We start from the raw sequence: 25,768 nt of genomic DNA, 5'->3' as shown, positions 1-25,768 counted from the left end.
TTGCTGTTTAAAACACCGAACACCACAGAAGTCTTTCGTTTTCACTCCTGCATGTACAGGTGGCAAAGGTATGACAAATTCATACATTTCTTCAAAACATAAAAAGAGCGCCGGATTAACAAGCGCTCTGTACATAGTCTGCTGCTGCAGTATTTTAACCGTTCAATATTTTCTCGACACGCTCCCGCATTTGCGGAACGCCTAATCCGACAATGACCTGAAGCGCCCTGCCTTTTCTGACAACCCCGTGGGCTCCCAGCTCTCTGAAATCGGCGTCACTTTTGACCTTTGATTCATCAGCGACAGTGACGCGGAGACGGGTGGCGCAGTTGGTGACCTCCGTAATATTGTCCTTTCCGCCCAGCGCTTCAATATACAAAGCGGCTGTATCCCGCCGTGTTTCGTCTGCCGCCGCTGTTTCTTTTGAAGCCTGCTTCCGTTCTCTGTACTCCTTTTTCGAATAGAGCTTTGTTTCCTGCCCTTCCTCTTTTTCTCTGCCCGGTGTGGCGATGTTGAATTTGAGAATGAGGAAACGGAAGACGAAAAAGTAAACAGCGGTAAAACACAACCCGATGATGATCTGGTATACATACGTCAAGCCGTGGCTTGACGCCAGCGGGATCCAGTTCAAGGTCGCAGCTTCGATCAAACCGCCTCCCATATTTCCGACGACGCCGGCCATATACATGACGGTTGCCATGGAAGCGGCAAGCAAAGCATGAACCGCAAATAAAAACGGCGAGATAAAAAGGAATGTAAATTCAATCGGCTCTGTAATTCCTGCGACAATGGACGTCAAGGTGACCGGGATCAATAGGCCGGCGACGATTTTTTTCTTTTCCTTTGAAGCCGTGGCGTAAAAAGCGAGCGCGATTCCCGGAATGCCGAAGATTTTCGAGTTGCCGTGAAGCGCGAAGCCCCCCTGCGGGAACAATTCTTTCAGCGGTTTGACGCTTTGAGAGTATTCCCCGAGATGCTGGGCCCAATAGGTGACGATACCGCCTTCAGCCACAGCCGGACCGTAAATAAACGGCGAGTAAATAAAATGATGCAGGCCGGTCGGAATTAAAATCCGCTCCAGGAATGTGTAAATCCACACGCCGATCGCCCCGGAAGAAACGAGAAAACTTTGCAGCGAGCCGATTCCGGACTGAACCATCGGCCATACGTATGCCACCGCAAGTGAAATCGGTATCATAATGAAGAAAGAAATGATAACGATGTATGAAGATCCTTGAAAAATCCCCAGGAAATCCGGCAGTTTTTTATCAAAATAACGATTGTGCAAATACACGACAATAGATGAAATAAAGATGGCGCCGATAATATTCGTATCAAGCGTTTTGATGCCGGCAATCATCGTCAGCCCGCTCGTTCCGCCGGCTTCCTGAGTCATATCGACGTGAAAAGCCCCGCCCCAAACCGTCAGAATCGCATTGATAAAGTAATTGAATGTCAGATAAACTGTAAGCGCTTCCAAACAGGCTCGTGCCTGCGCTTTTTTTGCTAAGGCGACAGGTATGCCGATCGCAAACAGGAGCGGCATTTGATTAAAGACGGTCCAGCCGCCCTGTTCAATGACGTACCAGCATTGATACCAAAGCCCGTCAGGATCAGCCAGCGGCCCCATCAGCGTTTTATTTTTAAACAGCGTACTCAGACCGACAATTATACCGGAAAATGCAAATAATAAAACAGGCACAAACATCGCGCTGCCGAAGCGCTGGACTTTTTGCATCATTTCACGTGACCTCCCGCTATTTATCAAAATGTTCGAGCTCTTTATAATCAACATATGCACGGAATAACGCTTCGCCCACCAGAAAAAACGGGGCAAATGCGACGATTTCCGTTTTATCGCTTAACGTCACCGGCTTGCTGGTCGCATAAAGATTATACGGCGTCGTTTGCGCCAGTACGTTGTTTTTCAGATTGGTGATTGAAATAAACGGAACTCCCTTTGCGGACAGGGTCCTTACCTGCGGAATTAATTCGGGTGTTTCGCCTGATAAAGAAATAATGATGAATACGTCATCAACCTTAAAATCATCACACATGATATCAAACTCTGTGATGTCCTGAATTAAAATCAGATACTTCCGCCGGGATACAAACATCCGCTGCAGCTCACGGGCGCACACCCTCTGAGCCGTCCCCGATCCGTAAACGAAAATCCGTTTTGCTTCATCTATCAGCCGGCACATCTCCGTCATATCTTTTGACTTCACGTATTTTACATTGGCTTCAATATCATCCAGCAGCTTTTCAAACGTCATATTCTCGCCCTCTTCAGGCTGATCCTCCCATTTCAGAAAAACCCGGAATTCACTGTAGCCGCTGAAGCCCAGTTTTTGGGCGAGCCGCAGGATGGAAGACCGAGAGACATTGCAGGCTTTCGCCATGTCATTGATCCCGAGATGGTAGCACGTATGTTTATGATTCAATATATATTTTAAAATATAAAAATCGTTGTCATTTAATTTCGCGTAATGCTGGTTAACCAGTTCTTCAAGACTCATCCCAAAAATCCCCCCGTTTTCTTTCTATTATATAGAATAACAGATAAAGAAAACGGGGAAGATTTTCATCAGGAAATAGGAGACGGACTCACATCAAGCTCAGGCCAGTAGTCCTTATTAGCCTCCATCAGATCTTCAAGAATCAGTCTTGCCACACGGGCATTCGGCACTGTTTTTGATAGGATCAGCGCCTGCCACAGCTTTTGAAATGACCGCTCTTCCCACGCTTCAGCCGTCAGTTTTTCGACAGACACCTGCTGTTCCATCAGGCCTTTTTGAAATTGCGGTATTTTCCCGACTGAGAGGGGTTCCGGTCCGTTTGAGCCTACGAGACAAGGAATCTCAACCATGGCTGATGGATCAAAGTTTGCGATCGCGCCGTTATTTTCAACGATTAACAGCATTCTCTCCCCGGTGTTGTAAGCGATGGCCCGGGCAAGGTCGACGATATATGAAGCATGATCATCAATTTTAATTTCACTGTTCTCCGATGATTGTTCGCGCGTAATCATATCGCATTGGCTGAAAATGAAAGCTTCGCGCCCTTCCATAACTTCATTGGCTCTCGTATGGTTCGGGTTTGATTTTTTCACCATATCATCCGGGAATAAGTAATATTGCAGATATGTGTTCGGGAGCGTATCCGGATCAGCCGCCTGTACGTCGCGCGCTTTTTTGAATGTGTCATTCCAGCTTGCTTCAGTCTGTTCGGCCTCCGTCTTCGGAACGTAGCCGTATTCACGGACATGCTCTTTCAGCTTCGGCATTAAATCATTGCCATGCCGGTCTGTGATGGACGTCCACCAGCCAAAGTGGTTTAAGCCGTAGTAACGGACGTTCATTTCTTTTCGTGAAGATAATCCGAGGATGTTCGCCATGCGATCCTCAATTCCGACCGGCATGTCGCAGATGTTCAATATTTTTGAATTCGGTCTGAGGCGCCGTGTAGCTTCGGCCACAATCGCCGCCGGATTGGAGTAATTCAGCATCCATGCGTCAGGCGAGTACGTTTCCATATAATCAAGAATCTCCAGAACACCGCCGATAGAGCGCATGCCATATGCGATTCCGCCCGGCCCGCATGTTTCCTGGCCGACCACGCCGTACTTCAGCGGGATTTGTTCATCAAGCGCGCGCATCGCATATTTTCCGACGCGGATATGCGCCATGACGAAGTCAACATCCGTAAAAGCCGTCTCTGGGTCATCAGTCGCCAAAAATTCAATGTCCGGCGCTTTTTCTTTTATGAATACCTCACACGCACCCGCAATCCGCTCCTGCCTTTCTTTATCATTGTCATAAAGTTTCAGCTTTCTGATCGGAAACTCTTCCAGGTGATTCAAAAGCATTAATACAATTCCGGGGGTAAATGTGCTGCCGCCGCCTGCAATAACGATTGAGAATGATTTGTCTGTCATGTGAAGCCCTCCTCTGATAACGTTTACATTTTATTTATATCATGAGAAGGTCCGATCTGTACCGGGTTTGGAGGAGTTAGATCATTTAATCATTTTTAGTTATTTTTCTCAAAAAGCGGGAAAGTTCCCACAGGTACGAAAGAGGCCTGCTGTCATCAGCAGACCCATTCTCAAAAATGCTCTTGTAAATCAGAAAGCAGCACTTCCTGCTCAAATTGAGGATTTCCGATCGGAAAAATTCTGGCTGTTTCCTTGTCTTCGTTGACATGCTGAATATAAATCGGAACTCCTTCATACGTCACATACGCCATGGCGGCGGATTCCGAAATGTCTTTCGCACGCTGTGTATTCACGTCTCAAACCTCCTTTAGGCCTCACACATAACGTGTCCGGCAGCCAAGAGAAGTATGCTTGTTTCTTACAATTGTCCGGCGGTGAGTTTGAATTTTTTGAGACGTTTGTAAAACGTGCTCCGCGGGATTCCAGCCATTTTGGCGGCCAGCGTGACATTCCCCTTCGCCGATTCAAGCGCGTTTACGATGATGTTTTTCTGAATGTGCTCCCGGATGGAGACGGGGGACGCTTCTTCCTGTTCATAAGACTCGGCCGCCTCTTTAAGACCTGACGCTTCAAGCAGGGCTGCGATGGGGCGCCCTGACAGCCGTCCGTCCGGGAACATGACGGAAAGACGTTCAAATACATTAAACAATTCCCTGATATTCCCCGGCCATTTCCGGCTCTTTAATAGGTCTAAAAAGTCATCAGGAAGCTCCCCCCGCCAGCCGCGATTTCGCTGAAATTCAAGGAAGAGGCCGGGAATGTCTTCGGTGCGTTCTCTTAATGGAGGGAGATGGATCGGACAGACGTGAAGCCGGTAAAATAAATCTTCTCTCAGCTTTTTGCATTCGACAAGCTGTCTCAGATCAGTGTGGGTGGCAGTGATGATTCTGATGTCAACGGGAATCTCTTTTGTCCCGCCGACCGGGGTGACTTTCCGTTCCTGCAGCACCCGTAACAGAGCGACCTGCATGGAGTGTGATATTTCTCCGATTTCATCGAGGAAAAGCGTGCCTTTATCGGCTTTTTGCAAAGCGCCGTTATGTCCTTTCCGTTTGGCCCCGGTGAAGGCGCCTTCCGAGTAGCCGAACAGTTCGCTTTCAATCAGCTTTTCGGGGACCGCTCCGCAATTGACGGCGATAAACGGGCCGTTTTTCCTGGAGCTGTTGTTATGAATCGCCCGGGCGGCAACCTCCTTTCCCGTCCCGGTTTCTCCCGTAAGACAAACGGTTGCGTCCGTTCGGGCGACAAGCTCCAGCTGCTGAAGCATATGTCGGGATGACGGGCTTTTGCCTGCCGCACCATGGAATATAAAAGACGGCTTTTCTTCTCGTTTGGATAAATAAACGCATGTGTAACCGTTCTCCTCCCGCTTCGCCTGCTTGATGTGATAGCCCTGTTCCTCAAGCTCGCGCAGCATATGTCCGGTAAAATGCTGAACGGGACGGCTTGCGGCGATAACCCGGCTCATTTCATTGCAAAGCACGATCGGATCGTGTGACCGGGTCAGCCCGGTGAATTTGCTGATCATGTCAAGTTCTGTCATTTTGATCTTTAGGGCAAGCTCCCGTTCCGCCGTATAAGCGATGGAGGAGGCAATTCCGAGCATAAAAGGCTGAGCGCGGGCGGCGGGGCAGGAAATATCAATGACACCCGCCAGCCGCCCGTCTTCATAACGGATCGGCGCGGCGGAACAGCTCCATTGATGAGAAGCGAGCGAATAATGTTCAGAGCCGTGTATCATGACCGGCTCATTTGTATAAAGAGCCGTCCCGATTGCATTCGTGCCGACGGCCGTTTCCGTCCAGCGGGCGCCTTTTAAGAAATTGATGCGGTTCGCTTCATGAATGGTGCGCGGGTGGCCGTCAACTGAATGGACAACGCCGTCTGAATCAATCAGGAGAACCATCATTTCCATTTCCCGCATTGCCGTTTTCATTCTTTCTGCATGAGGCATTGAGGCTGCTAAAAATAATGAATGCTTCTCGGCCTGCCTTTCTAAATGATCTGCCGGCATCACATTCGGCCCCTTTTCGAGATAAGGGTTGACGTCGGCTTTTTTGCAGCGGTGCCATGAGGCGGCCACCCGCTTCTGAATACGGGATTCATCAAGCACACCTTCTTTCACAAAGCGCTTCCAGGTTTTAAAATCATTCCGAATGACATTCATTGTATTCGCTCCCCCCTGTTCAGACCATCTTTTCATATATTGTAGGGGAAAAATAAAGCGCTTTCAACGAAAAACACCCCTTCTCATCTGAGAAAGGGTATTCCGGTTATACGGAATGCACCGCAAGTCCGGTGACATTCAGCAGGGCTTCCTGAAGCGTTTCTGACAGAGTCGGATGCGCCGCGATAAAGTGCTCCGACATATCCGCCGTCATTTCACCGTTCATCATCATGACCGCCTGACCGATCAATTCCGTCACGTCCGGCCCGATCATTGACACGCCGACGATTTCTCCGAATTCCGGTTCGGCAATGATTTTCATTTTGCCGCCATGCTGATGTTTAATTAACGCTTTTCCGTTAGCAGAAAATGAGCATTCTCCGATTTTCACATCTCCGTATGTCTCTCTCGCCTGTGTTTCCGTCAGCCCGACAGCGGCCATTTCCGGCGATGTATAAATACAGCGGGGCACCGCCCGCATATTGACTTTGCTGTCCTTTCCCGAGGCATGCGAGGCGGCTGTGATTCCTTCATGAATGGCGGCATGCGCGAGCTGCATTCCTCCGGCCGCATCGCCGCATGCGTATATATGAGGCACATTGGTCTGCATATGGTCATTGACTTCAATGCCGCGCGGAGAATACCGGATGCCGGCCTGCTCCAGATTCAAGCCATGCAAACGCGGCTTTCTCCCGATTGCAACCAAAACGTGATCAGCCTGCGCCTCAATTTCTTTGCCGTCTTTTGTCCACACGGCGGTTTTCCTTTCTTTGTCAATCCGCTGAAGGACGGCTTTTGTCTGAATATCAGCCCCGCTGTCTCTTAAAGAGTCTTCAAAAACGGCGGCGATTTCCCCGTCTTCTGCCGGGAGCAGCCGGTCAGCCGATTCAATCACCGTCACTTTCGTTTTAAACCGGCTGAATAAAGAGGCAAATTCACAGCCGATCACACCTCCCCCGACAATAAGCAGGGAAGAAGGGATTTTCTGTAAAGAAAGCGCGTCTTTGCTGTCGATCACCCAATCGCCGTCAAATGGGGCAAACGGCAGCTCCGCCGGTTCAGATCCGGATGCAATCAATATCCGATCCGCTTCCAGAATGTCTTTTGCGCCTCCTTCTCCTTCAACAAGCAATGTCTGCTCTGTGAGAAATGAAGCTGTCCCGCTGATGACTTTAATCTGATTTGCTTTCATTAAGTATTGAATTCCCTGCACGAGCTGGCTGACGATTTGCCGTTTGCGCCCCTGCATGCGGGCCCAATTGAGTGTAATGTTTTGCGGCAGTTCGATGCCGAATGTATCTGCATGCCTGATTTTATCGAGCACATTCGCGCTTTCCAAAAGCGACTTTGTCGGGATGCATCCCTCATTGAGACAAGTGCCTCCGAGCGGCCCTTTGTCGATCAGAACGACTTCTTCTCCCCTCCGCGCGGCAGTCACGGCAGCTGCATATCCGGCAGGCCCGCCGCCGATAATGGCTAGTGTCAATCTCTTCACCCTCTCTATAAAATCAATCCGGCCGGCTCTTCAAGCAGCGCTTTGACCGTTTTCAGGAAGTCCGCAGCCGGTGCGCCGTCACATACTCTGTGATCAAAGGTAAGGCTCAGCGGCAGCATGGTGCTTTTGACAAGCTCATCTCCTTTAAACGCAGGCGTTTCATAGCTTGCGCCTACTCCGAGAATACCGGCTTCAGGCGGATTAAGAATCGGGGTGAAATGCTCGATTCCGTAACCCCCGAGATTTGTAATAGAAAATGTCGATCCGTGCAGATCATCTCCGGAAGCATTGCCTTCCCGCGCCCGGCGTGCCGATGTGCTGATGTGCTCCGCAAGCTCAAGGAATGAAAGCTTTTCCGCATCCCGGATCACCGGCACGACGAGACCGTTTTCAAGAGAAACCGCCATCCCGAGGTGGACATATGGATAGGTGATGATCCGCTCCTCTTGATAAGAGCTGTTCAGCTCAGGATGCTGTTTCAGCGCAAGCACCGCGGCCCGGGATACGAAATGTGTGACCGTCAGTTTAACACCGCTCCGCTTTTTCGCGCTGTCGGCGAGCTGCTGCTGCCATTTTACAAGCTCCGTAATGTCCGCTTTCATCGTCAGCGTCAGCTGGGCGCTGTTTTGCAGGCTTTTGTGCATTCGGTCTGCAATCACTTTTCTCATCGCTGAAGCCGGTTTTCCCTCCGGCTGTGTCGTCTGAACCGAAGACTGCGGTTCAGATTCCGTCTTCATGGCCTTGATGACGTCAGCTTTTACGATTCTGCCTCCGGGCCCCGTCCCGTTCAGCATATCAACTTTCAACCCGGCTTTCTCCGCCATTTTTCGGGCAACGGGAGATATTTTCACGCGGTGTTTACGCTTTTGCACGGCTTTGGGAGCGGGAATATGTTCAGGTTCAGATTGCGGTTTCCCTGCATTTTCAGGAGCCGGCGCCTCCTTCTCCCGCACTTCTTCGCCGTTTTCCCCGATATAACAGATGGGCGTTCCCGGCGGGACTCCTTCTCCCTCTTTGACTTTAATGTGAAGAAGTGTGCCGCTTTCAGGCGCTTCTATTTCCATTTCTATTTTTTCCGAGTTGATGCTGGCGATGCTTTCTCCCTTTTCAACCGGGTCGCCGACTTTTTTATTCCAGACGGATACTTCACCTTGCTTCATCGCCATTCCCAGCTTCGGCATTACTACTTTTACAGCCATTCTATATCCCTCCTTTAATTCATTGCCGGCTCGCCAAGCAATTCAAGCGTGACGCTGACAATTTGGTCTGGTGTCGGCAAATATTGATCTTCAAGCACCGGCGAAAACGGTACCGGTGTATGCGGCGCTGTAATCCGCTTAATCGGCGCATCAAGCAAATCAAAGCCCTTATCGGCGACAATCGCAGCAATATCCGTGGCGATGCTGCAGCGCGGATTGGCTTCGTCAATGATGATCAGCCGGTTTGTTTTTTCTAACGATGTGAAAATCGCTTCCTCATCTAAAGGAGACAGACTCCGGGGATCAAGCACCTCGGCGTCGATGCCTTTCTCAGAAAGCTGTGCAGCCGCTTCAAGCGCGGTATTAACCTGCTTGCCGACCGCAAACAGCGTGATGTCGCTGCCTTCGCGTTTGATATCCGCTTTTCCGAGCGGAATTGTATAATAATCTTCCGGCACCTCACCCTTCATGTTGTAGGACGTTTTGTCTTCAAAAAAGAATACCGGATCATTGTCTTCTATTGCCGAAAGCAGCAAACCTTTGGCGTCATATGGATTGGACGGCACAACCGTCTTCAGACCCGGGATGCTGGTGAACAGGCCATACAGCGCCTGCGAATGCTGAGCGGCTGCCCGGAACCCGGCTCCGTATGTGGTGCGGACGGTGATCGGCACTTGCGCTTTACCGCCGAACATATAGCGGAATTTCGCCCCTTGGTTGATCACTTGGTCAAAGCACGTTCCGATAAAATCGTTAAACATCAGTTCCGCAATCGGTCTCAGCCCCGTGGATGCCGCAGCCATGGCCGCACCCATGTAGCCCGCCTCAGAAATCGGTGTGTCCAGCACTCGGCTGCGCCCGAATTCCTGTACGAGCCCCTTTGTGACCCCGAGTACACCGCCCCATGCTTCATCATCCTGCAAATGATCGACCGCCGCTCCCCCGGCGACATCTTCACCGATTACAAGCACATTTTCGTCTTTTCTCATCGCAAGCTTCATTGCTTCATTGATCGCGTCCGACATGCTTATGACTCTCGCCATCTCACATTCCCCCTTTTTCATATGACACGTAGACGTCTGTCAACAGCTCCGACTCTTTCGGATATGGACTCTTTTCGCTGAACGAGACGGCTTTTTCAATCGATTCGCTGACACGCTGTTCGATGTCTGACAGTTTATTTGCATCTGTTTCTTTTAGAAGATAGTTTTTAAAGCCTTGAATGGCATCCTTTTCTTCAAGATGCTCAGTCTTTTCATCCTTTGTTTTATAAGTTTGGGCATCCCCTTCGAAATGGCCGTAGTTTCTGTAAGTCATACATTCAATCAAAGACGGGCCTCCGCCGTTTCTTGCTCTTTCTATCGCTTCCCCGGCTGCCTGATAAACCGCTAAAATATCTTTTCCGTCCACCGTGACCCCCGGCATGTTATAGGCAGCCGCCCGATCGGCGATTGAATCACAGGCTGACGCGTACTCAAATGTCGTGGCTTCGCCGTAGCCGTTGTTTTCGGCGATGAACACGACAGGAAGGTTCCATACTGCCGCTAAGTTCAGCCCTTCATGGAAGGTCCCTTGGTTATTGGCTCCGTCTCCAAAGAAGCAAACGCTTACATTTTTAGTTTGTTTATATTTAGCCGTGAGCGCTGATCCGCATGCGAGCGTAAAGCCGCCCCCGACGATTCCATTTGCGCCTAACATGCCTTTATCAAGATCCGCAATGTGCATAGAACCGCCTTTTCCTTTACACAGTCCGGTCGCTTTTCCGAATATTTCCGCCATCATGCCGTCCAGATCACAGCCTTTAGCGATACAATGACCATGTCCCCTGTGCGTGCTTGTAATGCTGTCGCCATCATCTAAATGAGCGCACACGCCTGCAGCTACCGCTTCTTCACCGGCATACAAATGGACGAATCCGGGAAGCACTCCTTGCGCGAACAGTTCATGCACTTTGTCTTCAAAGCCCCTGATTTCCAGCATCTTTTGGTACATCCACAGCGCTTTCTCCTCAGTTAATGACAAGTCTTCTCGTTTTAACAATTCCATTTTGTGCGCCTCCTTCTATTTAGGGTTCACATATACAAATGCAAGAAGTGTGCCAGCCTTTGGAGCCCGGAAAATGAATGTTTTTATTTTTACACTGGAGACAGTTTGAGACAGGTGTCTCATTTTGTCTCGATCTGTTCCCTTTGTCTCGTTTTATGGCATACAAAAAAGACCGGGCATCACCCTGTCTTTGACAATGATCGACGTATTTATTTCCTCGGAAATCTTTTAACTGCTTCATTCTTCTGCATACAGTCTATCGCGGCGTTTGAGTGGTTACACTCTTTTTTTCATATCCGCGTGCTTGCAGTTCATGCTTTTCTTCAACAGCCCGATTCAGCGCTTGAAGCATGTAGCCAATGCCTTTATACGATGACAAAGGCCAGGTGATATGCTGATGCTCTCCGATGACGGCCTTTAGGACGCTTCGGTATTTTTTCCCGCCAAGCATGACAAGCTCTTCGATGTCGGAAAAGCCTTTTTCATGAAATTGACGGCGCAGCTCGTCCGCTGCCATGATCTCCGGATGACCGGTTCCAAAAGTGACATCGTAATTTCCGGGAACAATATCATCCGGACGAAGGAATCCGTGCTTCGCCGACAAAATCACCCACTCATCGAAAAATGCTTTCGCATATTGCTCGCACGCCTGATGAAACGGGCTGAGATAAGCGTCTTCCGCCCTTACCGGACCTGTATCTGAATGGACATCCCAAATTTTTTTCTTGCCGCAGGGGATGATGCACAGTCGTTTCATTTTTCTCTCCCCCTTTATGATGTATCTCCTATCAATGTACCATTATTCGTTTATTTCTGCATGACGGATATGTCTGGGTAAAAGCCGCACACAAAAAGACCCGGAATTCAAACCGAACTCCGGGCCGGATGAAGAGTTGTTTATGTCACTCTTGCTCCATCCCATCAAGATACTTTCTCTCAAAGTCATCGAGCAATGCACGCACTTCATCTGTTGACTTTGTATTCATGCATTGATTTCTTAATTCACTTGCTCCCCGGAATCCGCGGAGATATATCTTGAAAAAGCGAGGGAGCGGTTTATATGCTCGAGCTTCTGCTTTTGAATATTCATCATGAAGATCCAGATGCAATCTCAAAAGATCAAGCAATTCCTTACTGCTATGCTCTCTCGGCTCCTTTTCAAAGGCGAATGGATTAGTAAAAATGCCTCGTCCAATCATAATCCCGTCAACACCGTATTGTTCAGCGAGTTTCAAGCCGGTCTCCCGGTCAGGAATATCTCCATTGATCGTCAAAAGGGTCTCTGGCGCTATCTCGTCACGAAGTTTCTTAATGTCCGGGATGAGCTCCCAATGCGCATCTACTTTACTCATTTCCGCTCTTGTACGCAGATGAATGGAAAGATTCGCAATGTCTTGTTTCAGTATGTGTGTCAGCCAGCCGCGCCATTCGTCTATATCCGTGTAGCCGAGTCTGGTCTTCACACTTACCGGCAGACCTCCTGCTTTCGCCGCCTGTATTAATTCGGCTGCAACTTCAGGACGGCAAATCAGGCCGCTTCCCTTTCCATTCCCCGCCACATTAGGTACAGGACAGCCCATATTGATATCCAGGCCCTTAAACCCTAATTCCGCCATCCCAATACTCATTTGGCGAAAGTTTTCAGGCTTATCTCCCCATATGTGGGCAACCATCGGCTGTTCATCCTCCGTGAAAGTCAAACGGCCGCGCACACTATCCTTCCCATCCGGGTGACAATAGCTTTCTGAGTTTGTAAACTCTGTGAAAAACACATCAGGTCTGCCTGCTTCACTCACAACATGGCGAAAAACGACATCCGTCACATCTTCCATTGGTGCCAGTACAAAAAATGGCCGCGGTAATTCACGCCAGAAATTATCTGTCATAACAAATCCAAATCCTTTCATGATGGGATACAGCCAAACCTTTATCCCAAAATTAAAAACTGACCATGCTTCTTTTACACTTATAGCATGTGTCAGCACTTCTTATCAAACGATAGTAAATTTTGAACATTTCACTTTTTACACGTTAAAAAGTGAAAAGCAAACTGAAGCAGAACACCTTAATTGAGTTAACGTAATAGACTATCGCTAAAGTTAACCCCATATCGTTCATTTCTGATCAACTCAGTCAACTCCTTAACCTTTAAAAGGGTTTGAGAGAGAAAAAAGTGTGAAGATTATCTACACCTATTTTTTTATTTATATTGTGGTTTATTAATAGTAGCGCTGACCTTCATCTTACTTAGCGGCCTTACTTTTGCTCTTTTTGGACAAAAAGGATTCCAACCTAAATAGAATATCATAAGAGTTCTCCCTATTACCAATGCAAAATAATTGTCCTGTTATCGAAGATAAAATATTTAACGCTGCACCATATCCTTATCTCAATATCATTTTGCGGAAAACTAATTTCAAGAGATTTAATTATGCAAATTGAGTTGGGGATGGTATGGAGTAAGGAGGATGAGAAGAGAAAATAAACTCTTACTTAAAAGAATTCAAAACTTCAATCTGGACCATTTGAGATTTGCTCATGGTTTAGAAATAACCAACGCAGCAAGTGGCTTCTGGCTCTATACAGTATATGTACTAAAGGGCGATTGGCTTTCAAACCCCATATGTTAATATCTTTATACAATGTATAAGGTTACGATTCGGTAATCCTGATCCAAAACCAATAAAATAGACTGCTGACTAAGTGCCGCAGTCCTCACTCATAAGAATAAGAAAGTATTCATTTTCTTTCATCATTAAATAAGGCATCAGAAGTTATTGCTTTTATTTCGAATATCCTTTGTTACACCTGTAATTATTTGTATAACAGTGAAAACCCCCAAGAAAACAGTGACAATATTAAACCATGGATTATCATAGAATGAAAGATATGTTTGAAAGAAATCCAGTTCAACTATGTTTGCTGGGAATCCATTCATTTCTCTATAATTAGGACCCCATCCCGTTAATACTGCAAAATTAAAATAAAGCTGTGAAACTAAAAATGCCAACAACGTTTGAAACCAACTTCTTTTAAATAACAGTCGTTTTTTGTTTACTTTATCCATTTCCTTTTCTCCAATACTTTTTAGCCTAGTGTCAATCTAACATCATTATATGATGAAGAATGATTGTCGCGATAATTACTTATTAAGGATATAACCATCGCAGGTATTACTGTAATAGTTGTTATCACTTGCGTTTCCGCCTCGGATTTATTTCTTTTTTAGTAATAAGGAAAGTAATCGGGGGCCTTTTTTCCTGTTTAGGCTTTCATATCATGTATAACGACGAAACATGCTTTTTTAGTTTGTTTGATCTTTTATCCACAGTTGTTGCTGATAGTGATGTGCCAACTGCCGTTGTGATTAGTGTAAGTAAGCAACCTTGTCTTTTACAGTTTCTACTTCAGAACCTTCGTTCAGTTGTTGAGGTTCCAATATCTCTCATTCGGTTTCACCTCCTTTTTATCATTTATTACAACTATCGCCAATAGTAGATGTGCCGATGAGTGTCGGGGACTTTATTCTTTAAGAAAGAAGTTCACAAAATATTAACTGAGATTACAAGTATTCACGGAACTTGAACGACTTGTTATTGCTTCTGGTTCACAACAAGATCTTCATATTTTGTCTGTAATGCCGTTTCCAAACGGAAAAAAGAAAGTGTTAATAGAAAGCAGCCTGCTTGGCTGTTTTTCACTTGCTTTTCCATACGTTTTTTCAACTCTTTTTATCAGTTAAATAAAGACAGATAGGACAAGGGCAAAACATGAAAAAGACCCGGAAATCGGAATTGTTTATTTACCGAAATCCAGGTCTGAATTGTTTATTTTAGTTAGACGATTTCAAAACAAGCTTCGCCACGGCTTCCACATGAGCCGTCTGCGGAAACATATCCACAGGCTGAATATATTCGACGCGATAGTCCTTCGATAGCGTCTGCAAGTCTTTCGCCAGTGTGGAAGGATTGCAGGATACGTATACGAAGCGCTTCGGTTTTACTTTTTTGATGGTATCTAAAAATGTTCTGTCGCAGCCGGTTCTCGGCGGGTCGACGATGACCACGTCAGGGCGGAAGCCTTCTTTCGTCCATTTCGGGAGCCAGTGTTCGGCTGTTCCTGTGACATATGCCGCGTTTTTGATGCCGTGTTTTTTGGCGTTTTTCTTCGCATCATCAATTGATTCTTTAATGACGTCCATGCCGCGGATCTCTTTTGCGCCGCTTGAAACCCACATGCCGATCGTACCGACGCCGCAATACGCGTCTACGACTTTTTCTTTTCCTGTCAGCTGAGCCGCTTGTTTCACTTCGTCATACAGCTTGACCGTCTGCTCAGGGTTGAGCTGGAAGAAGGCGCGGGCGCTCAGTTCAAATGACACGTCACCGAGCACTTCTTGAATGGCATGGCTTCCGGCCAGCGCTTTTGTTTTGTCACCGAAAATGACGGATGTGCGCGCGCCATTGACGTTTTGAATAATCGATTTCACTTCCGGCAGACGGTTCTGAATGGCTTTGACGATCTCGTCTTTATTCGGCAGTGTCTCTTTCGCGGTGACAAGCACGACCTGCACTTCGCCTGTTTCAAAACCGACTCTCGTCACGATGGTGCGGACATCGCCTTTTTTGGTTCGTTCGTTATAAACGGATACGTTGTGTTTTTCCAAAATACGGCGGACGATACCCGTTGTTTTGTTTGTCGCCGGATGCTGGACAATGCATTCCTTAATCGGGACGATTTTATGGGAATCAAGTCCGTATAAGCCGGCAATGATGCTGCCGCTTTGCGAGCGTCCGACTTGGAACTGGCTTTTGTTCCGGTAATTCCAAGGGTTGTCCATTCCGATCGTATCTTTAATGTTCATTTCTTCGACATTGAATCTCGTATGACGTTCCAGAGACTGAATGACGATGTCGCGTTTTTCGCGAAGCTGCTGGGTGTATGCCAGATGCTGAAGCTGACAGCCGCCGCACTGGTCGTAGACCGGGCATGGCGGCGTGACGCGGTGTTCAGACGGCTTGCGGATTTTTTTGACGCGTGCTTCTGAAAATTTCGGCTGCACATTTGTCGCTTCGGCAACGACTTCTTCCCCTGGCAGAGCGCCGGGTACGAAGACAACTTTTTTCTTAAAATAGCCGACGCCCTCTCCGTTAATGCCGAGACGTTTGATGGTCAGCGGAAATGTCTGTCCGATTTTCAATTCGGCAGGCGCCTTTTTTTGATGTTGATTCACGTTTTTTTCTCTCCGTTTCTATATAAAGCCTTTCTCATGGGAAAACGGCTGATTTGAAATATCACATCTTTTCAGTATAACATGCAGCCGGCGGTTCCTTCATGTTTTTCACTGGAAGTTTCCTTTTTTCATTCAATGCTTCTCCACAAGTACAAGGACGCATAGCTTAAATACGGCGCCCATTCCCTGCTTACCTGGAGCATCATGTCTTTTGACGGTTTATCCTCTAGAGCGAAGCGGCGTTTGACGGCGTTTTGCAGGCCGATGTCCGCCAAAGGAAACAGATTCGGGCGGCCGAGGCCGAACATGAGCACGTTTTGAACGGTCCACGGGCCGATGCCTCTGATGGCGATCAGCTTTTTCATAATGTCTTCATCCGATAAATGAGAAAGTTCCGCCAGATTGAGCGCTCCGTCTGCAATCATCCGTGAAATGTCAATCGCATATTCCGCTTTTCTCATGCTGAACTGGAGCTCCCGCAAGTCCTGATAATCAAGCGCCGCGATCGTTTTCGGCTCGGGATAGCACCAGACGCCGTCTATTTGTTCACCGAAGGCATGGACGAACCGTTCCGTTAAAGTAAAAGCGAAGGAAAGGTTGAGCTGTTGGTGGATGATGCATTTCATGAGACAGTTGTAGACGTCATATTCCAAGACGAGCGGGGTTCCCGCATGCTCCTCAAAAAGCGCCGACAGATTTGTTTTTGAGAAATGATCAAGTACAGGCTGAAGCGGCTGCTCCCACTGAAAAATGTGTTTGATCCGTTCAATCATCTCTTTGCGGTCCGTTTCTCCGCTGACGAGAAAAACCGGGTCTGCGGCGGTGCCTTCCCCTTGAACCGTGATGACGGACAGTTTACCGTCCCGTGTTCTGAGCGGCACTTTGATTGACCTTGCTTTAAGATCGACCGCATTCAGCGGATCGAGCGACAGCCTTTCAAGGACTTTATCAAAATGATACGGCGGTGTGACCGAAACCATTTCCTTCCACATATGCTCCACCCCTTTTTGTCCAAGTATATCATGAAGCGGCCGAGCGGCAATTCGTATACTTTTCTTCATAACGCCGCATGATATAATGGCAGGCGGAGGGTTGTTTATGATACATATAACCGCAATCACAACACATAATGAGATATTAGATAATATCCCCCTATCACGTACAGAACAACCGGACATCGCATGGTACTGGATTGATTTTTTCGGCGCTGAGATGCATGAAACCGAGCTGCTGCGGGATTATTTTCATTTTCATCCGCTTGCGATCGAGGATTGCTTTCAGCACATGCAGCGGCCGAAAATCGACCACTATGACGGCTACCGTTTTTATGTGCTCCACGCCTTGAACCCGGACACACTGGAAATGGAAGAGGTGGACATTTTTCAGTCTGACCGTTTCATCGTCAGCTTCCATTTGCACGAATCGCCCGGCGTCTCAAAGGTGAGAGAACGTTTTTTCGCTTCTCCGGGATTAGCCAAAAAAGGGCCCGGGCACATCACTTATATGATTATGGATCAGCTTGTCGATGAATATTTCCCCGTGCTGTACAAAATTGAAGACCGGTTGAATGAAATTGAAGACAGCAGAACCCATAAATCTTACGGCACTTTAATGAATGAAGTGTTTGAATTGCGGACTGATCTTTTGAACCTGAGGCGGACGATCATTCCGATGCGCGATTTAATGTACCGGATTTTGAGCCTTGACCATGTAAGAGAAAGCCGTGAAACGAAAGCGTATTTCAGCGATATTTATGACCACCTGTTAAAACTGGCTGAGCTGATCGAGTCAAACCGTGATATGACTTCAGATTTGCGGGACAGCTATGTGACGCTGAATTCAAACCGGATGAACGCCATTATGATGACATTAACCATCGTCTCGACCATTTTTATCCCGCTGACGTTCATCGCGGGGGTTTACGGCATGAATTTCGATAACATGCCTGAACTTCATTGGAAATACGGGTATTTTATCGTTTTGGGCGTAATGGCCGTCCTTGTGGCCGCCATGCTGTTTTGGTTCGCTCGCAAAGGCTGGTTTAATATTTTCAAGTAAGAACGGCTGCCGGCTGTTCTTTTTTTTGAGAAAACATGATAGTCTGGAAAAAAACGTAAAGAGGTGTGCGCCGTTACCATCTTTTCTCACAAAATCATTTCTTCTGTCCTCCTGGCTTTCAGTGTCATGTCCATTGCCCCGCTGTATAACGGCCGCACGGTGTCTGATTACATCTTTGAGTTACTCGGCTTTTCCTCTTGGTCGGAAGATGGAGCCCATATCTCCGTCATTCCCGGGGTCGTGCTTTACTTTGCGGCGTTAATCTGGTGTGCCGCCGCGTTCAGGCGGACGCTTCCCGCGGCGGGGCTGTTTCTGATCTTTCTCAGTATGGGGGCCGCTTCCGGTATCAGTCCTGCCACCGAATATGCCGCTTTTTCCTTAAAACAGTTCGCGCCCGAAAAAGAGGCTGTCGAATATTTGAAGCACCGCAGCGAATGCAGTCATCTGGTTGAGCGAAAAAGAGCGGGCATGAGCTGCACGCTTTATATCAATCATTACGGAAAAGGGGAACAAACCATTTCTGTCACCCCGGATTTATCAGAAAACATAAAGGACGTCACATTCAACTCAAAAACGTTCACTGTAAAACCCCGTTCAAAAACAATCATTAAAACGCGGTTTAGCGGATTTTATAAGGGGAAAGCCGCCTCAGACTCCGGATGGTCTTCAGAACCTGAACTGAAAGTGGCAATCCTGTACACAGCAGAATAACCATTTTGCATGTATAATGGTGGAAAACTTTTCATTGGAGGGACTGTGAAATGAAGATCGCCATCGTCGGACTCGGCAATATGGGCCGCCCCATCGCCGAAAATATCATAAAAGCCGGATACAGCCTGACTGTATATAACCGGACGAAAGAAAAAGCGGCTGACCTGCTGGAAAAAGGGGCCGAATATGCCGAAACGCCCCGCCAGGCAGCTGAACATGCAGATATCGTGCTGTCCATGCTGTCAGACGATGAAGCCGTAACAGACGTGACTTTCGGAGCTTGCGGCATTATTGCCGGGTTATCTGAAAACGGCATTCATATTTCAATGAGCACGATCAGTACGGCGCTGTCAGAACAGCTTTCCGCCGCACATTCGGGCAGAGGGCAGTCCTTTATCGCCGCTCCCGTCCTCGGCCGCCCCGATGCCGCCGAGAAGGCTGAGCTTCGCATCATCACAGCCGGACCGGCGGAAGCGAAGAAAAAGGCCGAACCGCTGCTTAACATCCTGAGTCAGCAAGTATTTGACACTGGTGAAGAAACAAAGACCGCCAATGCCGCGAAAATCAGCGTCAATTTCTTGCTCGTTTCTATGCTGGAGGCGTTATCTGAATCATTCTTAATGATGGAGAAGTTCGGTTTAGAACGGAAACAATTTTTAGAAATTGCCGGCGCGCTCTTTGGCTCTCCCGTCTATCAAAATTACGGCACGATCATGGCTGAGGAGAAATTTGAGCCGGCCGGTTTCAAAATGTCTTTAGGGCTGAAGGATACCAATTTGGCGCTCGCCGCCGCAGAACAGGTTTCCGCAAAACTCCCTCTTGCCGAGCTGGCCAAGAGCCATTTTGAAAGCGGGATCGCACAAGGCTTCGGGGATCTGGATTGGGCTGCACTGATTAAATGTATCAAATAAGCAGTGAAAACCTCTCCCGTTTAGGAAAAAATGAAACCAATGTGTTCTCTAACACATTGGTTTCTTGGCTATTATAAGCGTCTGTTTCTCTTTCTAATCATTCCATTCATGTCCGTATTAATTTTATTTTTCCAAATGCAATGCCGAATGTTGTTTTTATATAAGGGGTGCTGTCAACCCATATTCTCCCTTGATTTTTCTCAATTAATGCTTTGGCAATTGAGAGTCCTAAACCGCTTCCCGAGTGTCCTGAGCTTCTGGATAAGTCTCCCCTGTACATCCTCTCAAATACCTTCTCTGATTCTGTCTTTGGTATCCCCGGCCCCCTATCCCAGATCAGCAGTTCAAATTCTTTGTCATTCTCTTTAAGTTCTATGCCAAGAACCTTTCCTTCTTTTCCGTAAAGGATGGCATTCTTCAAGATATTCTCAATAATTCTAACGATACTTAGACGATCCGCCATAATAAGACACTTTCTTTCAGGAATATTTATTTTAAGCTCTAATTCATTTCTTTTTATCTCCGGCAAGTATTCAATCAATAACTCTCTGGTTATTTCAGAAAAGTCAATAATATCTGGCTGCATCGGCATTTCATCTGCATCCAGTTTAGCCATGTTAAATATTTCATCAATTAACTGCTTTAAATGATTCGACTTCTTTGAAACAATGTTTACGTATTCTTTCTTTTCTTCTTCCGAGGCTGCAATATCGTCTTTCAACGCATCTAAATATCCTATAATTGATGTAAGCGGTGTGCGAATATCGTGTGATATGCTTGATAACAGGCTTTTTCTCGCTGCGTGCGTTTGAATCGTTTCCACCTGTATTTTCTCTAACTTCTCGATCAATTCGTTTATTGAAAAAACCATTTCATTAAATATCGGAGCCCCATTCGCAAATATTCTTGTCGTTAAGTTCCCATTTAATGTCCGCTTAACCGCATGGATCATTTGAATGAGCTCATTGTTGAATTTGCAGTAAATTGTAATAAGGATTACAGACAAACCGATCAGCAGACCATAGACAACCAATTTAACAGTGTTAAGCTCTTGGTGCTGCCAGTCATATAAACAATTGAGGCAAATCAGTGTAATCTGCAGAAACATAAGATATATGATTTTACGACTCATCTTTCTCACCTGCAAATTTGTATCCTATTCCCCAAACTGTTTGTATAAATTGAGGATTAGATGGGTCTTTTTCTATTTTTTTTCTCAGCTTTCTTATGTGAACCATCACGGTATTGTCATCTTCTAAGTAATGATTGCCCCAAACATTCCGAAACAACTGAGCCTTCGTAAATACCTGTTCCGGATTGGAAGCCATAAATTTCAGCAGCTCCAGCTCTTTTGCGGTTAATGATATTTCTTCACCTGCAACGCATACGATATATCTTTTCACATCAATTGATAAACCTTTATATTTCAGCAGCGGCTTCTCTTCTGTTCCGCTGCCGCTCCCTAAAATGAAAAACCTTCTCATCAGTGCCTTAATTCTGGCCACAACCTCGTTTACGCTAAAAGGTTTTGTAATATAATCATCTGCTCCTATACTCAACCCTACAATTTTGTCAGCTTCATGGTCCTTTGCAGTAAGCATAAGTATTGGCACATTGGTTTTTTCTCTTAGTTTTCTGCATACTTCAATCCCATCCATTTTTGGCATCATGAGATCCAATATTACGAGGTGATAAGTATTTTGTTCAAATAATGCCAAAGCTTCCTGTCCATCCTTTGCAACATCTGCTAAATAAAGTTCCCGTTCAATGTATTTTTTTAATAAATCTCTGATCACTTTTTCATCATCAGCGATAAGGACACGAATTTCTTTCACTTCATGACACCCGCCTTCATATTTTTTGTATTTATGTAAGTAACAGTGGGTATTCATTATTACATGATATGCAATCTATCATGTGATCTTTTAGCCAATTTTCAGTATTTTATATAAACACAGGTGTATTCAAATTGTCGGCTTATGAAAATTGTAACGCTCAGCTTCCAAATATAACTTTGACACAAACGTCATGATATTTAAAGAGTAAGCCCTAATTCCAACAAGATCAGTATTTCGATTATGTTTTTATGTCGGGAATTTGTCCCCTATCCGCTAAATTATTACCTGTTGATCAATCATCAATATGAGTTTTTTGTTTGTGCTCGAACGAACAAAAACACCTGGTTCATACAGGTGTTTCTCATCCGCCTAAACATTTTTCGACCTCTCTTTTCGGGGTAAAATACAGCCCTCCCCCTTTTCATAAAGAGTAAGAACTTTTTTAGTCAATGCAAGCCTTGGTACAATCCAATACGATAACACAGCTGATATAATTCCAAAAAGAGCTCCTGCAGCAACATCGAAAGGATAGTGTACACCTACCCATATGCGTGAAACAGCTACACTAAGCGCAAATATGATCCAGATCCAGCCTGTTTTTTTATATACAAGCCAAAAAGAAAATGAGATAGAAAAGAATAGGATGGTGTGATCGCTTGGAAATGAATTATCCACCGCATGATCTGCCAGTTTGTTAACATTTGAAAGAACTGCAAATGGTTGATGATTGGAATAGAGTTGACCGGCAATTTTCCCGATCATCTCTGCTATAATGAATGCCGCTCCCGCCTGTATGACCATCATTCTGTTTCTATCATTTCGGGTAAACCAGAAAACAAGCATAACGAGTGCTAAAATAAACACTGCATATTCAGCAAGTATGACCATTGCTGAGTTTAGAAATGGATATTCTTTTCCCAGATCGTTTACAGCACGAAAAGCGGTCATATTCATCTCTGAAAAAGACACTTATACCATCCTCCTATTTAAACACTCATTTATATTTTCACGGAATTTATGCGGCACAAATCAATCGGCTTTTCACTTGAAAGTCTTTCATAAACATTAATGTATATCCGCTTTGTTAAAATAGATCACCAAGGAAGCAAATCCCAATATTGAGATTAGGGCAATTCCTGCATAGGAGTACTCCGGAGGATAAGTAGGGAGAAGCGTATTCATTGAAATGTCTCCGGCTGCTGCCCACGGGAACAATCCTCTGTGTTCTGAGTTAGCTGTCATAATATTTATCAAAGTAATTAGGATTGTAAAAATAATGGTAGGTACGTAATTCTTTAGAACAACTGTGATCAGAACAATAGGTGTTGATAAAACAAATAGTAAAATTCCCCCAATTGAAAAGTGCAAAAATGATTTGAGTATGAGTGATTGGCTGAGATCCGGGAATTGCAAGATCACACCCAGTAATAAAGTAAGCCCCCACGCAACTAAAGTTAAAAAGAATATCCAGATAAATAGCAGCAATAGTTTACTAAGTATCAGATTGATTCTGGAAACGGGTATGGTTAAAAGGTTTTTCAGTGTATCATCCATGTATTCCCTGTTAAAAATATAAGCGGCAACAACTCCATACAGCGGGACCCCCACTACCAAGACTGTATATAAGTTAGCGTTGCTGAAAAGTTCATGAAATTTTATGACAGGAGCGGGATTCTCAGTCTTTATCTGTACATAGGATGCAACGACAACCATAAATGGGACGACCGAAGCTCCTATCGTACTTATTAGAAGCATCGCAGACCTTCTGAGTTTTAGTAACTCTGCATATAACAGATTAACCAATGGTTCCACCCCCAACCAATTTTGTGAAATAATCCTCCAGGCGGTCTTCACTCATCAAAATTTTAAACACCTCAATATCGTTCTGAACAAGTAATTTATTAATTGCTCCCTGTTGTCCAATATGCGAGAAAATGCGGATAATTCCGTCACCATGTACTTCGTAGTCAAAGATCTGAAAATGTTTCTCTAAAAGCATCGCAGCTTTATTATCATTCGAAACTTGAAACTCAAGAAACTTTCGATTTCTCTTCCGGAGAGTATCAAATTCGGTTTCCTCTAACAGTTTTCCCTCGTGAATAATGCCCAAATGATCAACTAATTGTTCAATCTCAGACAGGATATGGCTCGATATCAGCAGAGTAATTTTTCTTTCTTCAGCTAATGTTTTAATGAGCCTTCTCATCTCTTTAATCCCAATCGGATCTAAACCATTCGTCGGTTCATCTAATATTAGTAATTCCGGATAGTGAAGAAGAGATCGGGCGATGCCAAGTCTTTGCTTCATTCCTAAAGAGTATTTGCCTACAAGCTTTTTGGTTTCATTCTCTAATCCCACAATTTCTAATGCTTCTTCAATTGCATTTTTTTTGTGAATTCCAACGATCCTGGCATTTATTTCAAGGTTTTCTTTAGCCGTGAGGTTTCCATAGAATCCTGGTACTTCTACAATTGAACCAATTCTTTTTAGAATGTCTTTCTTATTCGTATGTAAATCCTCACCGAATATCTCAATCTTTCCATGAGTAGGCTTTATCAGCCCCAGCAGCATTCTTATTGTCGTTGTTTTACCTGCCCCGTTTCTCCCCAGAAACCCGTAAATATCACCTTCATTAACTGTTATGTTGAGGTTATCAACTGACTTTTGTTTTCCATAAACTTTTGTTAAATTTGTCGTTTTAATTATTTCCGGCATTGATCCAGACCTACTTTCCTAATGCTTATGTACAATAGTATAGGAATGCGTTTTTAACTGGGGATTAACTATTTCTTAACTATCTCTTAATTAGAGGGGCAAAAAAACCTGCCCCCTTTAACTGGGAGCAGGTTTCATCTCAGTGATGTTTATGGCGTAAGGGTTTTGACGCCTGCATCAAGATAAGACTATATGATGAGGCGCTTCCCGTTACAAAGACGGCAGCTTCATTTCTTTCTCAAACATCAGGTCATCAATGCTTTTAAACGTGTAGCCTTCTTTTTTCAAATCGGTAATGGCATCGTCCAGAGCTTCTGAATTGTCCTTTGAAACGGTGTGAAGAAGGTAGATCGCGCCGGGATGCGCCTGCTTTATCATGTGATCATAGGCATATTGTTTCCCTTTTTGCTCGTTAACCTTCCAGTCGACAAATGCGACGGACCAGAAAACGGTTTGGTAGCCGAGGCGCTTCGTTTCTTTGAGGACATATTCGCTGAATACGCCGCGCGGCGGACGGAGATACAGGTTGTCCCGCTTTCCGGTAATGTTGTACACAGCTTCCGTGACGGAATCGAGTTCGTCTTGAATCTGATCGCCCGTTTTTGTCGTCAGATCAGGATGATGAAAAGAATGATTGCCGATGATATGGCCTTCCTTTGACATCCGTTTAATCAAATCAGGCTGCTCTTTCACAAAATGACCTGTGACAAAAAAAGTGCCCGTGACGTGATGTTTTTTTAACACATCAAGCACTTTCGGGGTGTACCCATTTTCATATCCGTTATCAAACGTTAAATAGATGGTCTTTTCTTTCGTATTGCCCAAATAAAAGGCATCATATTTTTTGACCAGATTGTCCAGCTGTCTGCCGGCATCCGGCGGCTGATGATTGACGCTGCGTTTAAAGCCCCAGTTTATCCGTTCATTCGGCACGGCTTCTGCGCTGTTGATGCCTCCCGCAAGTAAAACGGCCATGCAGCAAATTGAACAAAACCATTTCATGACCAGCACTCCTTCTGCATTTTTCCTTATTTTGCAGTAGGCCCTGCCCTTTTATACAGCCGCATTATGGAAAAAGAAAAACCCCGGCATTCCGCCGGGGTTTATTCCCAATCCTTTTTAAAGCGTTCGTATTTTGCTTCCAGATCATCAAGCATGCCGATGAGCCGGTCTATATCTTCAACGTCCGTTGATTCAGGGTCTAATGAATCAATGACATTCATAAACATATCGAGTCTGTTCTTCAGGTAATCGAGCTGCTGATCTTTGCTGTTTACTGCATTCCCCATACTTCCACTCCATTCATTTTTTATAATGGTAGCGTATTTTTTGCCGTTTTTCAATGGTTCCGCTACTTGCGATCTTGGCAGATCAGGTCTAAAATTAACAGTTGGCAG

At 45.7% G+C, this 25,768-nt stretch carries 24 protein-coding genes and 1 pseudogene; 4 read left to right on the top strand and 21 right to left on the bottom strand.

The window, feature by feature from the left end:
• Positions 1 to 154: 154 nt before the first annotated feature.
• The 12 genes from ACWHAR_RS17985 to ACWHAR_RS17930 all read right to left on the bottom strand — a co-directional run bounded on the left by ACWHAR_RS17985 (position 155) and on the right by ACWHAR_RS17930 (position 13,971).
• Positions 155 to 1,741, bottom strand: a complete 1,587-nt coding sequence (locus tag ACWHAR_RS17985; protein ID WP_032872361.1) for an alpha-glucoside-specific PTS transporter subunit IIBC — start codon at positions 1,739 to 1,741, stop codon at positions 155 to 157.
• A gap of 16 nt (positions 1,742 to 1,757) precedes the next feature.
• Positions 1,758 to 2,519, bottom strand: a complete 762-nt coding sequence (locus ACWHAR_RS17980) for a MurR/RpiR family transcriptional regulator (RefSeq protein ID WP_032872358.1) — start codon at positions 2,517 to 2,519, stop codon at positions 1,758 to 1,760.
• Between the two features lie 68 nt (positions 2,520 to 2,587).
• Positions 2,588 to 3,937, bottom strand: coding sequence for a maltose-6'-phosphate glucosidase (gene glvA / locus ACWHAR_RS17975; protein WP_032872356.1), 1,350 nt, complete (start codon positions 3,935 to 3,937; stop codon positions 2,588 to 2,590).
• 170 nt (positions 3,938 to 4,107) lie between these two features.
• On the bottom strand, positions 4,108 to 4,290 hold the full coding sequence (locus ACWHAR_RS17970) for an H-type small acid-soluble spore protein (RefSeq protein WP_003155535.1): 183 nt from the start codon (positions 4,288 to 4,290) through the stop codon (positions 4,108 to 4,110).
• Positions 4,291 to 4,355: 65 nt separating this feature from the next.
• Positions 4,356 to 6,164 carry a sigma-54-dependent Fis family transcriptional regulator gene (locus tag ACWHAR_RS17965; protein ID WP_032872354.1) on the bottom strand — a complete coding sequence of 603 codons (1,809 nt, stop codon included), beginning with the start codon at positions 6,162 to 6,164 and terminating at the stop codon, positions 4,356 to 4,358.
• A 106-nt stretch (positions 6,165 to 6,270) separates the two neighbouring features.
• Complete coding sequence (gene lpdA / locus ACWHAR_RS17960; RefSeq protein ID WP_032872352.1) at positions 6,271 to 7,650, bottom strand: dihydrolipoyl dehydrogenase; 1,380 nt, start codon at positions 7,648 to 7,650, stop codon at positions 6,271 to 6,273.
• A gap of 14 nt (positions 7,651 to 7,664) precedes the next feature.
• On the bottom strand, positions 7,665 to 8,858 hold the full coding sequence (locus ACWHAR_RS17955) for a dihydrolipoamide acetyltransferase family protein (RefSeq protein WP_032872350.1): 1,194 nt from the start codon (positions 8,856 to 8,858) through the stop codon (positions 7,665 to 7,667).
• Between the two features lie 14 nt (positions 8,859 to 8,872).
• Positions 8,873 to 9,901 (bottom strand): acetoin:2,6-dichlorophenolindophenol oxidoreductase subunit beta, encoded by a 1,029-nt coding sequence (gene acoB / locus ACWHAR_RS17950; protein WP_032872348.1) that lies wholly within the window; start codon positions 9,899 to 9,901, stop codon positions 8,873 to 8,875.
• Position 9,902: 1 nt separating this feature from the next.
• Complete coding sequence (gene acoA / locus ACWHAR_RS17945; RefSeq protein ID WP_032872346.1) at positions 9,903 to 10,904, bottom strand: acetoin:2,6-dichlorophenolindophenol oxidoreductase subunit alpha; 1,002 nt, start codon at positions 10,902 to 10,904, stop codon at positions 9,903 to 9,905.
• A gap of 256 nt (positions 10,905 to 11,160) precedes the next feature.
• Positions 11,161 to 11,661, bottom strand: a complete 501-nt coding sequence (locus ACWHAR_RS17940) for a DUF6884 domain-containing protein (RefSeq protein ID WP_032872344.1) — start codon at positions 11,659 to 11,661, stop codon at positions 11,161 to 11,163.
• A gap of 145 nt (positions 11,662 to 11,806) precedes the next feature.
• Positions 11,807 to 12,790, bottom strand: coding sequence for a tRNA dihydrouridine synthase (locus tag ACWHAR_RS17935; RefSeq protein WP_032872342.1), 984 nt, complete (start codon positions 12,788 to 12,790; stop codon positions 11,807 to 11,809).
• 881 nt (positions 12,791 to 13,671) lie between these two features.
• Complete coding sequence (locus tag ACWHAR_RS17930; RefSeq protein WP_032872339.1) at positions 13,672 to 13,971, bottom strand: YfzA family protein; 300 nt, start codon at positions 13,969 to 13,971, stop codon at positions 13,672 to 13,674.
• A gap of 447 nt (positions 13,972 to 14,418) precedes the next feature.
• Between ACWHAR_RS17930 and ACWHAR_RS17925 the strand changes: the two are divergent.
• Positions 14,419 to 14,580, top strand: a pseudogene (locus ACWHAR_RS17925) (PLP-dependent aminotransferase family protein); the annotation flags it as partial.
• 156 nt (positions 14,581 to 14,736) lie between these two features.
• Here ACWHAR_RS17925 and rlmD read toward each other — a convergent pair.
• Both rlmD and ACWHAR_RS17915 read right to left on the bottom strand, forming a co-directional pair.
• Positions 14,737 to 16,137 carry a 23S rRNA (uracil(1939)-C(5))-methyltransferase RlmD gene (gene rlmD / locus ACWHAR_RS17920; protein ID WP_007408520.1) on the bottom strand — a complete coding sequence of 467 codons (1,401 nt, stop codon included), beginning with the start codon at positions 16,135 to 16,137 and terminating at the stop codon, positions 14,737 to 14,739.
• Between the two features lie 128 nt (positions 16,138 to 16,265).
• On the bottom strand, positions 16,266 to 17,129 hold the full coding sequence (locus ACWHAR_RS17915; protein ID WP_032872337.1) for a DNA-3-methyladenine glycosylase family protein: 864 nt from the start codon (positions 17,127 to 17,129) through the stop codon (positions 16,266 to 16,268).
• Positions 17,130 to 17,235: 106 nt separating this feature from the next.
• Between ACWHAR_RS17915 and corA the strand changes: the two genes are divergently transcribed.
• From corA to ACWHAR_RS17900, 3 genes are all read left to right on the top strand, one after another.
• On the top strand, positions 17,236 to 18,195 hold the full coding sequence (gene corA, locus ACWHAR_RS17910; protein ID WP_032872334.1) for a magnesium/cobalt transporter CorA: 960 nt from the start codon (positions 17,236 to 17,238) through the stop codon (positions 18,193 to 18,195).
• 63 nt (positions 18,196 to 18,258) lie between these two features.
• Entirely contained in the window at positions 18,259 to 18,906 is a 648-nt protein-coding gene (locus ACWHAR_RS17905; protein WP_032872331.1) for a hypothetical protein, read from the top strand.
• A gap of 50 nt (positions 18,907 to 18,956) precedes the next feature.
• Entirely contained in the window at positions 18,957 to 19,817 is an 861-nt protein-coding gene (locus tag ACWHAR_RS17900; RefSeq protein WP_032872328.1) for an NAD(P)-dependent oxidoreductase, read from the top strand.
• Positions 19,818 to 19,923: 106 nt separating this feature from the next.
• On the opposite strand, the gene ACWHAR_RS17895 is transcribed toward ACWHAR_RS17900, so the two are convergent.
• From ACWHAR_RS17895 to ACWHAR_RS17865, 7 genes are all read right to left on the bottom strand, one after another.
• Positions 19,924 to 20,949, bottom strand: a complete 1,026-nt coding sequence (locus ACWHAR_RS17895) for a sensor histidine kinase (protein WP_032872326.1) — start codon at positions 20,947 to 20,949, stop codon at positions 19,924 to 19,926.
• A complete protein-coding gene (locus ACWHAR_RS17890) occupies positions 20,939 to 21,652 on the bottom strand; it encodes a response regulator transcription factor (RefSeq protein WP_014417206.1) in 714 nt (237 codons plus the stop codon). The genes ACWHAR_RS17895 and ACWHAR_RS17890 overlap by 11 nt, the downstream gene beginning before the upstream one ends.
• Positions 21,653 to 22,024: 372 nt before the next feature.
• Entirely contained in the window at positions 22,025 to 22,624 is a 600-nt protein-coding gene (locus ACWHAR_RS17885; RefSeq protein WP_022552759.1) for an undecaprenyl-diphosphatase, read from the bottom strand.
• Between the two features lie 96 nt (positions 22,625 to 22,720).
• Positions 22,721 to 23,458 carry an ABC transporter permease gene (locus ACWHAR_RS17880; protein WP_032872325.1) on the bottom strand — a complete coding sequence of 246 codons (738 nt, stop codon included), beginning with the start codon at positions 23,456 to 23,458 and terminating at the stop codon, positions 22,721 to 22,723.
• Positions 23,451 to 24,371, bottom strand: coding sequence for an ABC transporter ATP-binding protein (locus ACWHAR_RS17875; protein ID WP_014417203.1), 921 nt, complete (start codon positions 24,369 to 24,371; stop codon positions 23,451 to 23,453). Before ACWHAR_RS17875 ends, ACWHAR_RS17880 begins: the two co-directional genes overlap by 8 nt.
• A gap of 210 nt (positions 24,372 to 24,581) precedes the next feature.
• Positions 24,582 to 25,373, bottom strand: coding sequence for a delta-lactam-biosynthetic de-N-acetylase (gene pdaA, locus ACWHAR_RS17870; protein ID WP_014417202.1), 792 nt, complete (start codon positions 25,371 to 25,373; stop codon positions 24,582 to 24,584).
• 101 nt (positions 25,374 to 25,474) lie between these two features.
• Positions 25,475 to 25,660 (bottom strand): SE1561 family protein, encoded by a 186-nt coding sequence (locus ACWHAR_RS17865; protein WP_003155558.1) that lies wholly within the window; start codon positions 25,658 to 25,660, stop codon positions 25,475 to 25,477.
• Positions 25,661 to 25,768: the final 108 nt, after the last annotated feature.

Source organism: Bacillus sp. LR--39 (assembly GCF_053613335.1).
Note: the sequence above shows the minus strand (reverse complement) of the source record. Positions and strands in the feature narration are given on the sequence as shown.

Bases quoted from the DNA above. Each gene is read 5' to 3' on its own strand.
- ACWHAR_RS17935 (WP_032872342.1), bottom strand. From the start codon at position 12,790: ATGACAGATAATTTCTGGCGTGAATTACCGCGGCCATTTTTTGTACTG.
- ACWHAR_RS17980 (WP_032872358.1), bottom strand. From the start codon at position 2,519: ATGAGTCTTGAAGAACTGGTTAACCAGCATTACGCGAAATTAAATGAC.
- ACWHAR_RS17895 (WP_032872326.1), bottom strand. From the start codon at position 20,949: ATGAGTCGTAAAATCATATATCTTATGTTTCTGCAGATTACACTGATT.
- ACWHAR_RS17875 (WP_014417203.1), bottom strand. From the start codon at position 24,371: ATGCCGGAAATAATTAAAACGACAAATTTAACAAAAGTTTATGGAAAA.
- ACWHAR_RS17965 (WP_032872354.1), bottom strand. From the start codon at position 6,164: ATGAATGTCATTCGGAATGATTTTAAAACCTGGAAGCGCTTTGTGAAA.
- glvA (WP_032872356.1), bottom strand. From the start codon at position 3,937: ATGACAGACAAATCATTCTCAATCGTTATTGCAGGCGGCGGCAGCACA.
- ACWHAR_RS17985 (WP_032872361.1), bottom strand. From the start codon at position 1,741: ATGATGCAAAAAGTCCAGCGCTTCGGCAGCGCGATGTTTGTGCCTGTT.
- ACWHAR_RS17865 (WP_003155558.1), bottom strand. From the start codon at position 25,660: ATGGGGAATGCAGTAAACAGCAAAGATCAGCAGCTCGATTACCTGAAG.
- acoA (WP_032872346.1), bottom strand. From the start codon at position 10,904: ATGGAATTGTTAAAACGAGAAGACTTGTCATTAACTGAGGAGAAAGCG.
- ACWHAR_RS17900 (WP_032872328.1), top strand. From the start codon at position 18,957: ATGAAGATCGCCATCGTCGGACTCGGCAATATGGGCCGCCCCATCGCC.
- ACWHAR_RS17915 (WP_032872337.1), bottom strand. From the start codon at position 17,129: ATGTGGAAGGAAATGGTTTCGGTCACACCGCCGTATCATTTTGATAAA.
- pdaA (WP_014417202.1), bottom strand. From the start codon at position 25,373: ATGAAATGGTTTTGTTCAATTTGCTGCATGGCCGTTTTACTTGCGGGA.
- corA (WP_032872334.1), top strand. From the start codon at position 17,236: ATGATACATATAACCGCAATCACAACACATAATGAGATATTAGATAAT.
- acoB (WP_032872348.1), bottom strand. From the start codon at position 9,901: ATGGCGAGAGTCATAAGCATGTCGGACGCGATCAATGAAGCAATGAAG.
- ACWHAR_RS17940 (WP_032872344.1), bottom strand. From the start codon at position 11,661: ATGAAACGACTGTGCATCATCCCCTGCGGCAAGAAAAAAATTTGGGAT.
- ACWHAR_RS17955 (WP_032872350.1), bottom strand. From the start codon at position 8,858: ATGGCTGTAAAAGTAGTAATGCCGAAGCTGGGAATGGCGATGAAGCAA.
- ACWHAR_RS17930 (WP_032872339.1), bottom strand. From the start codon at position 13,971: ATGGATAAAGTAAACAAAAAACGACTGTTATTTAAAAGAAGTTGGTTT.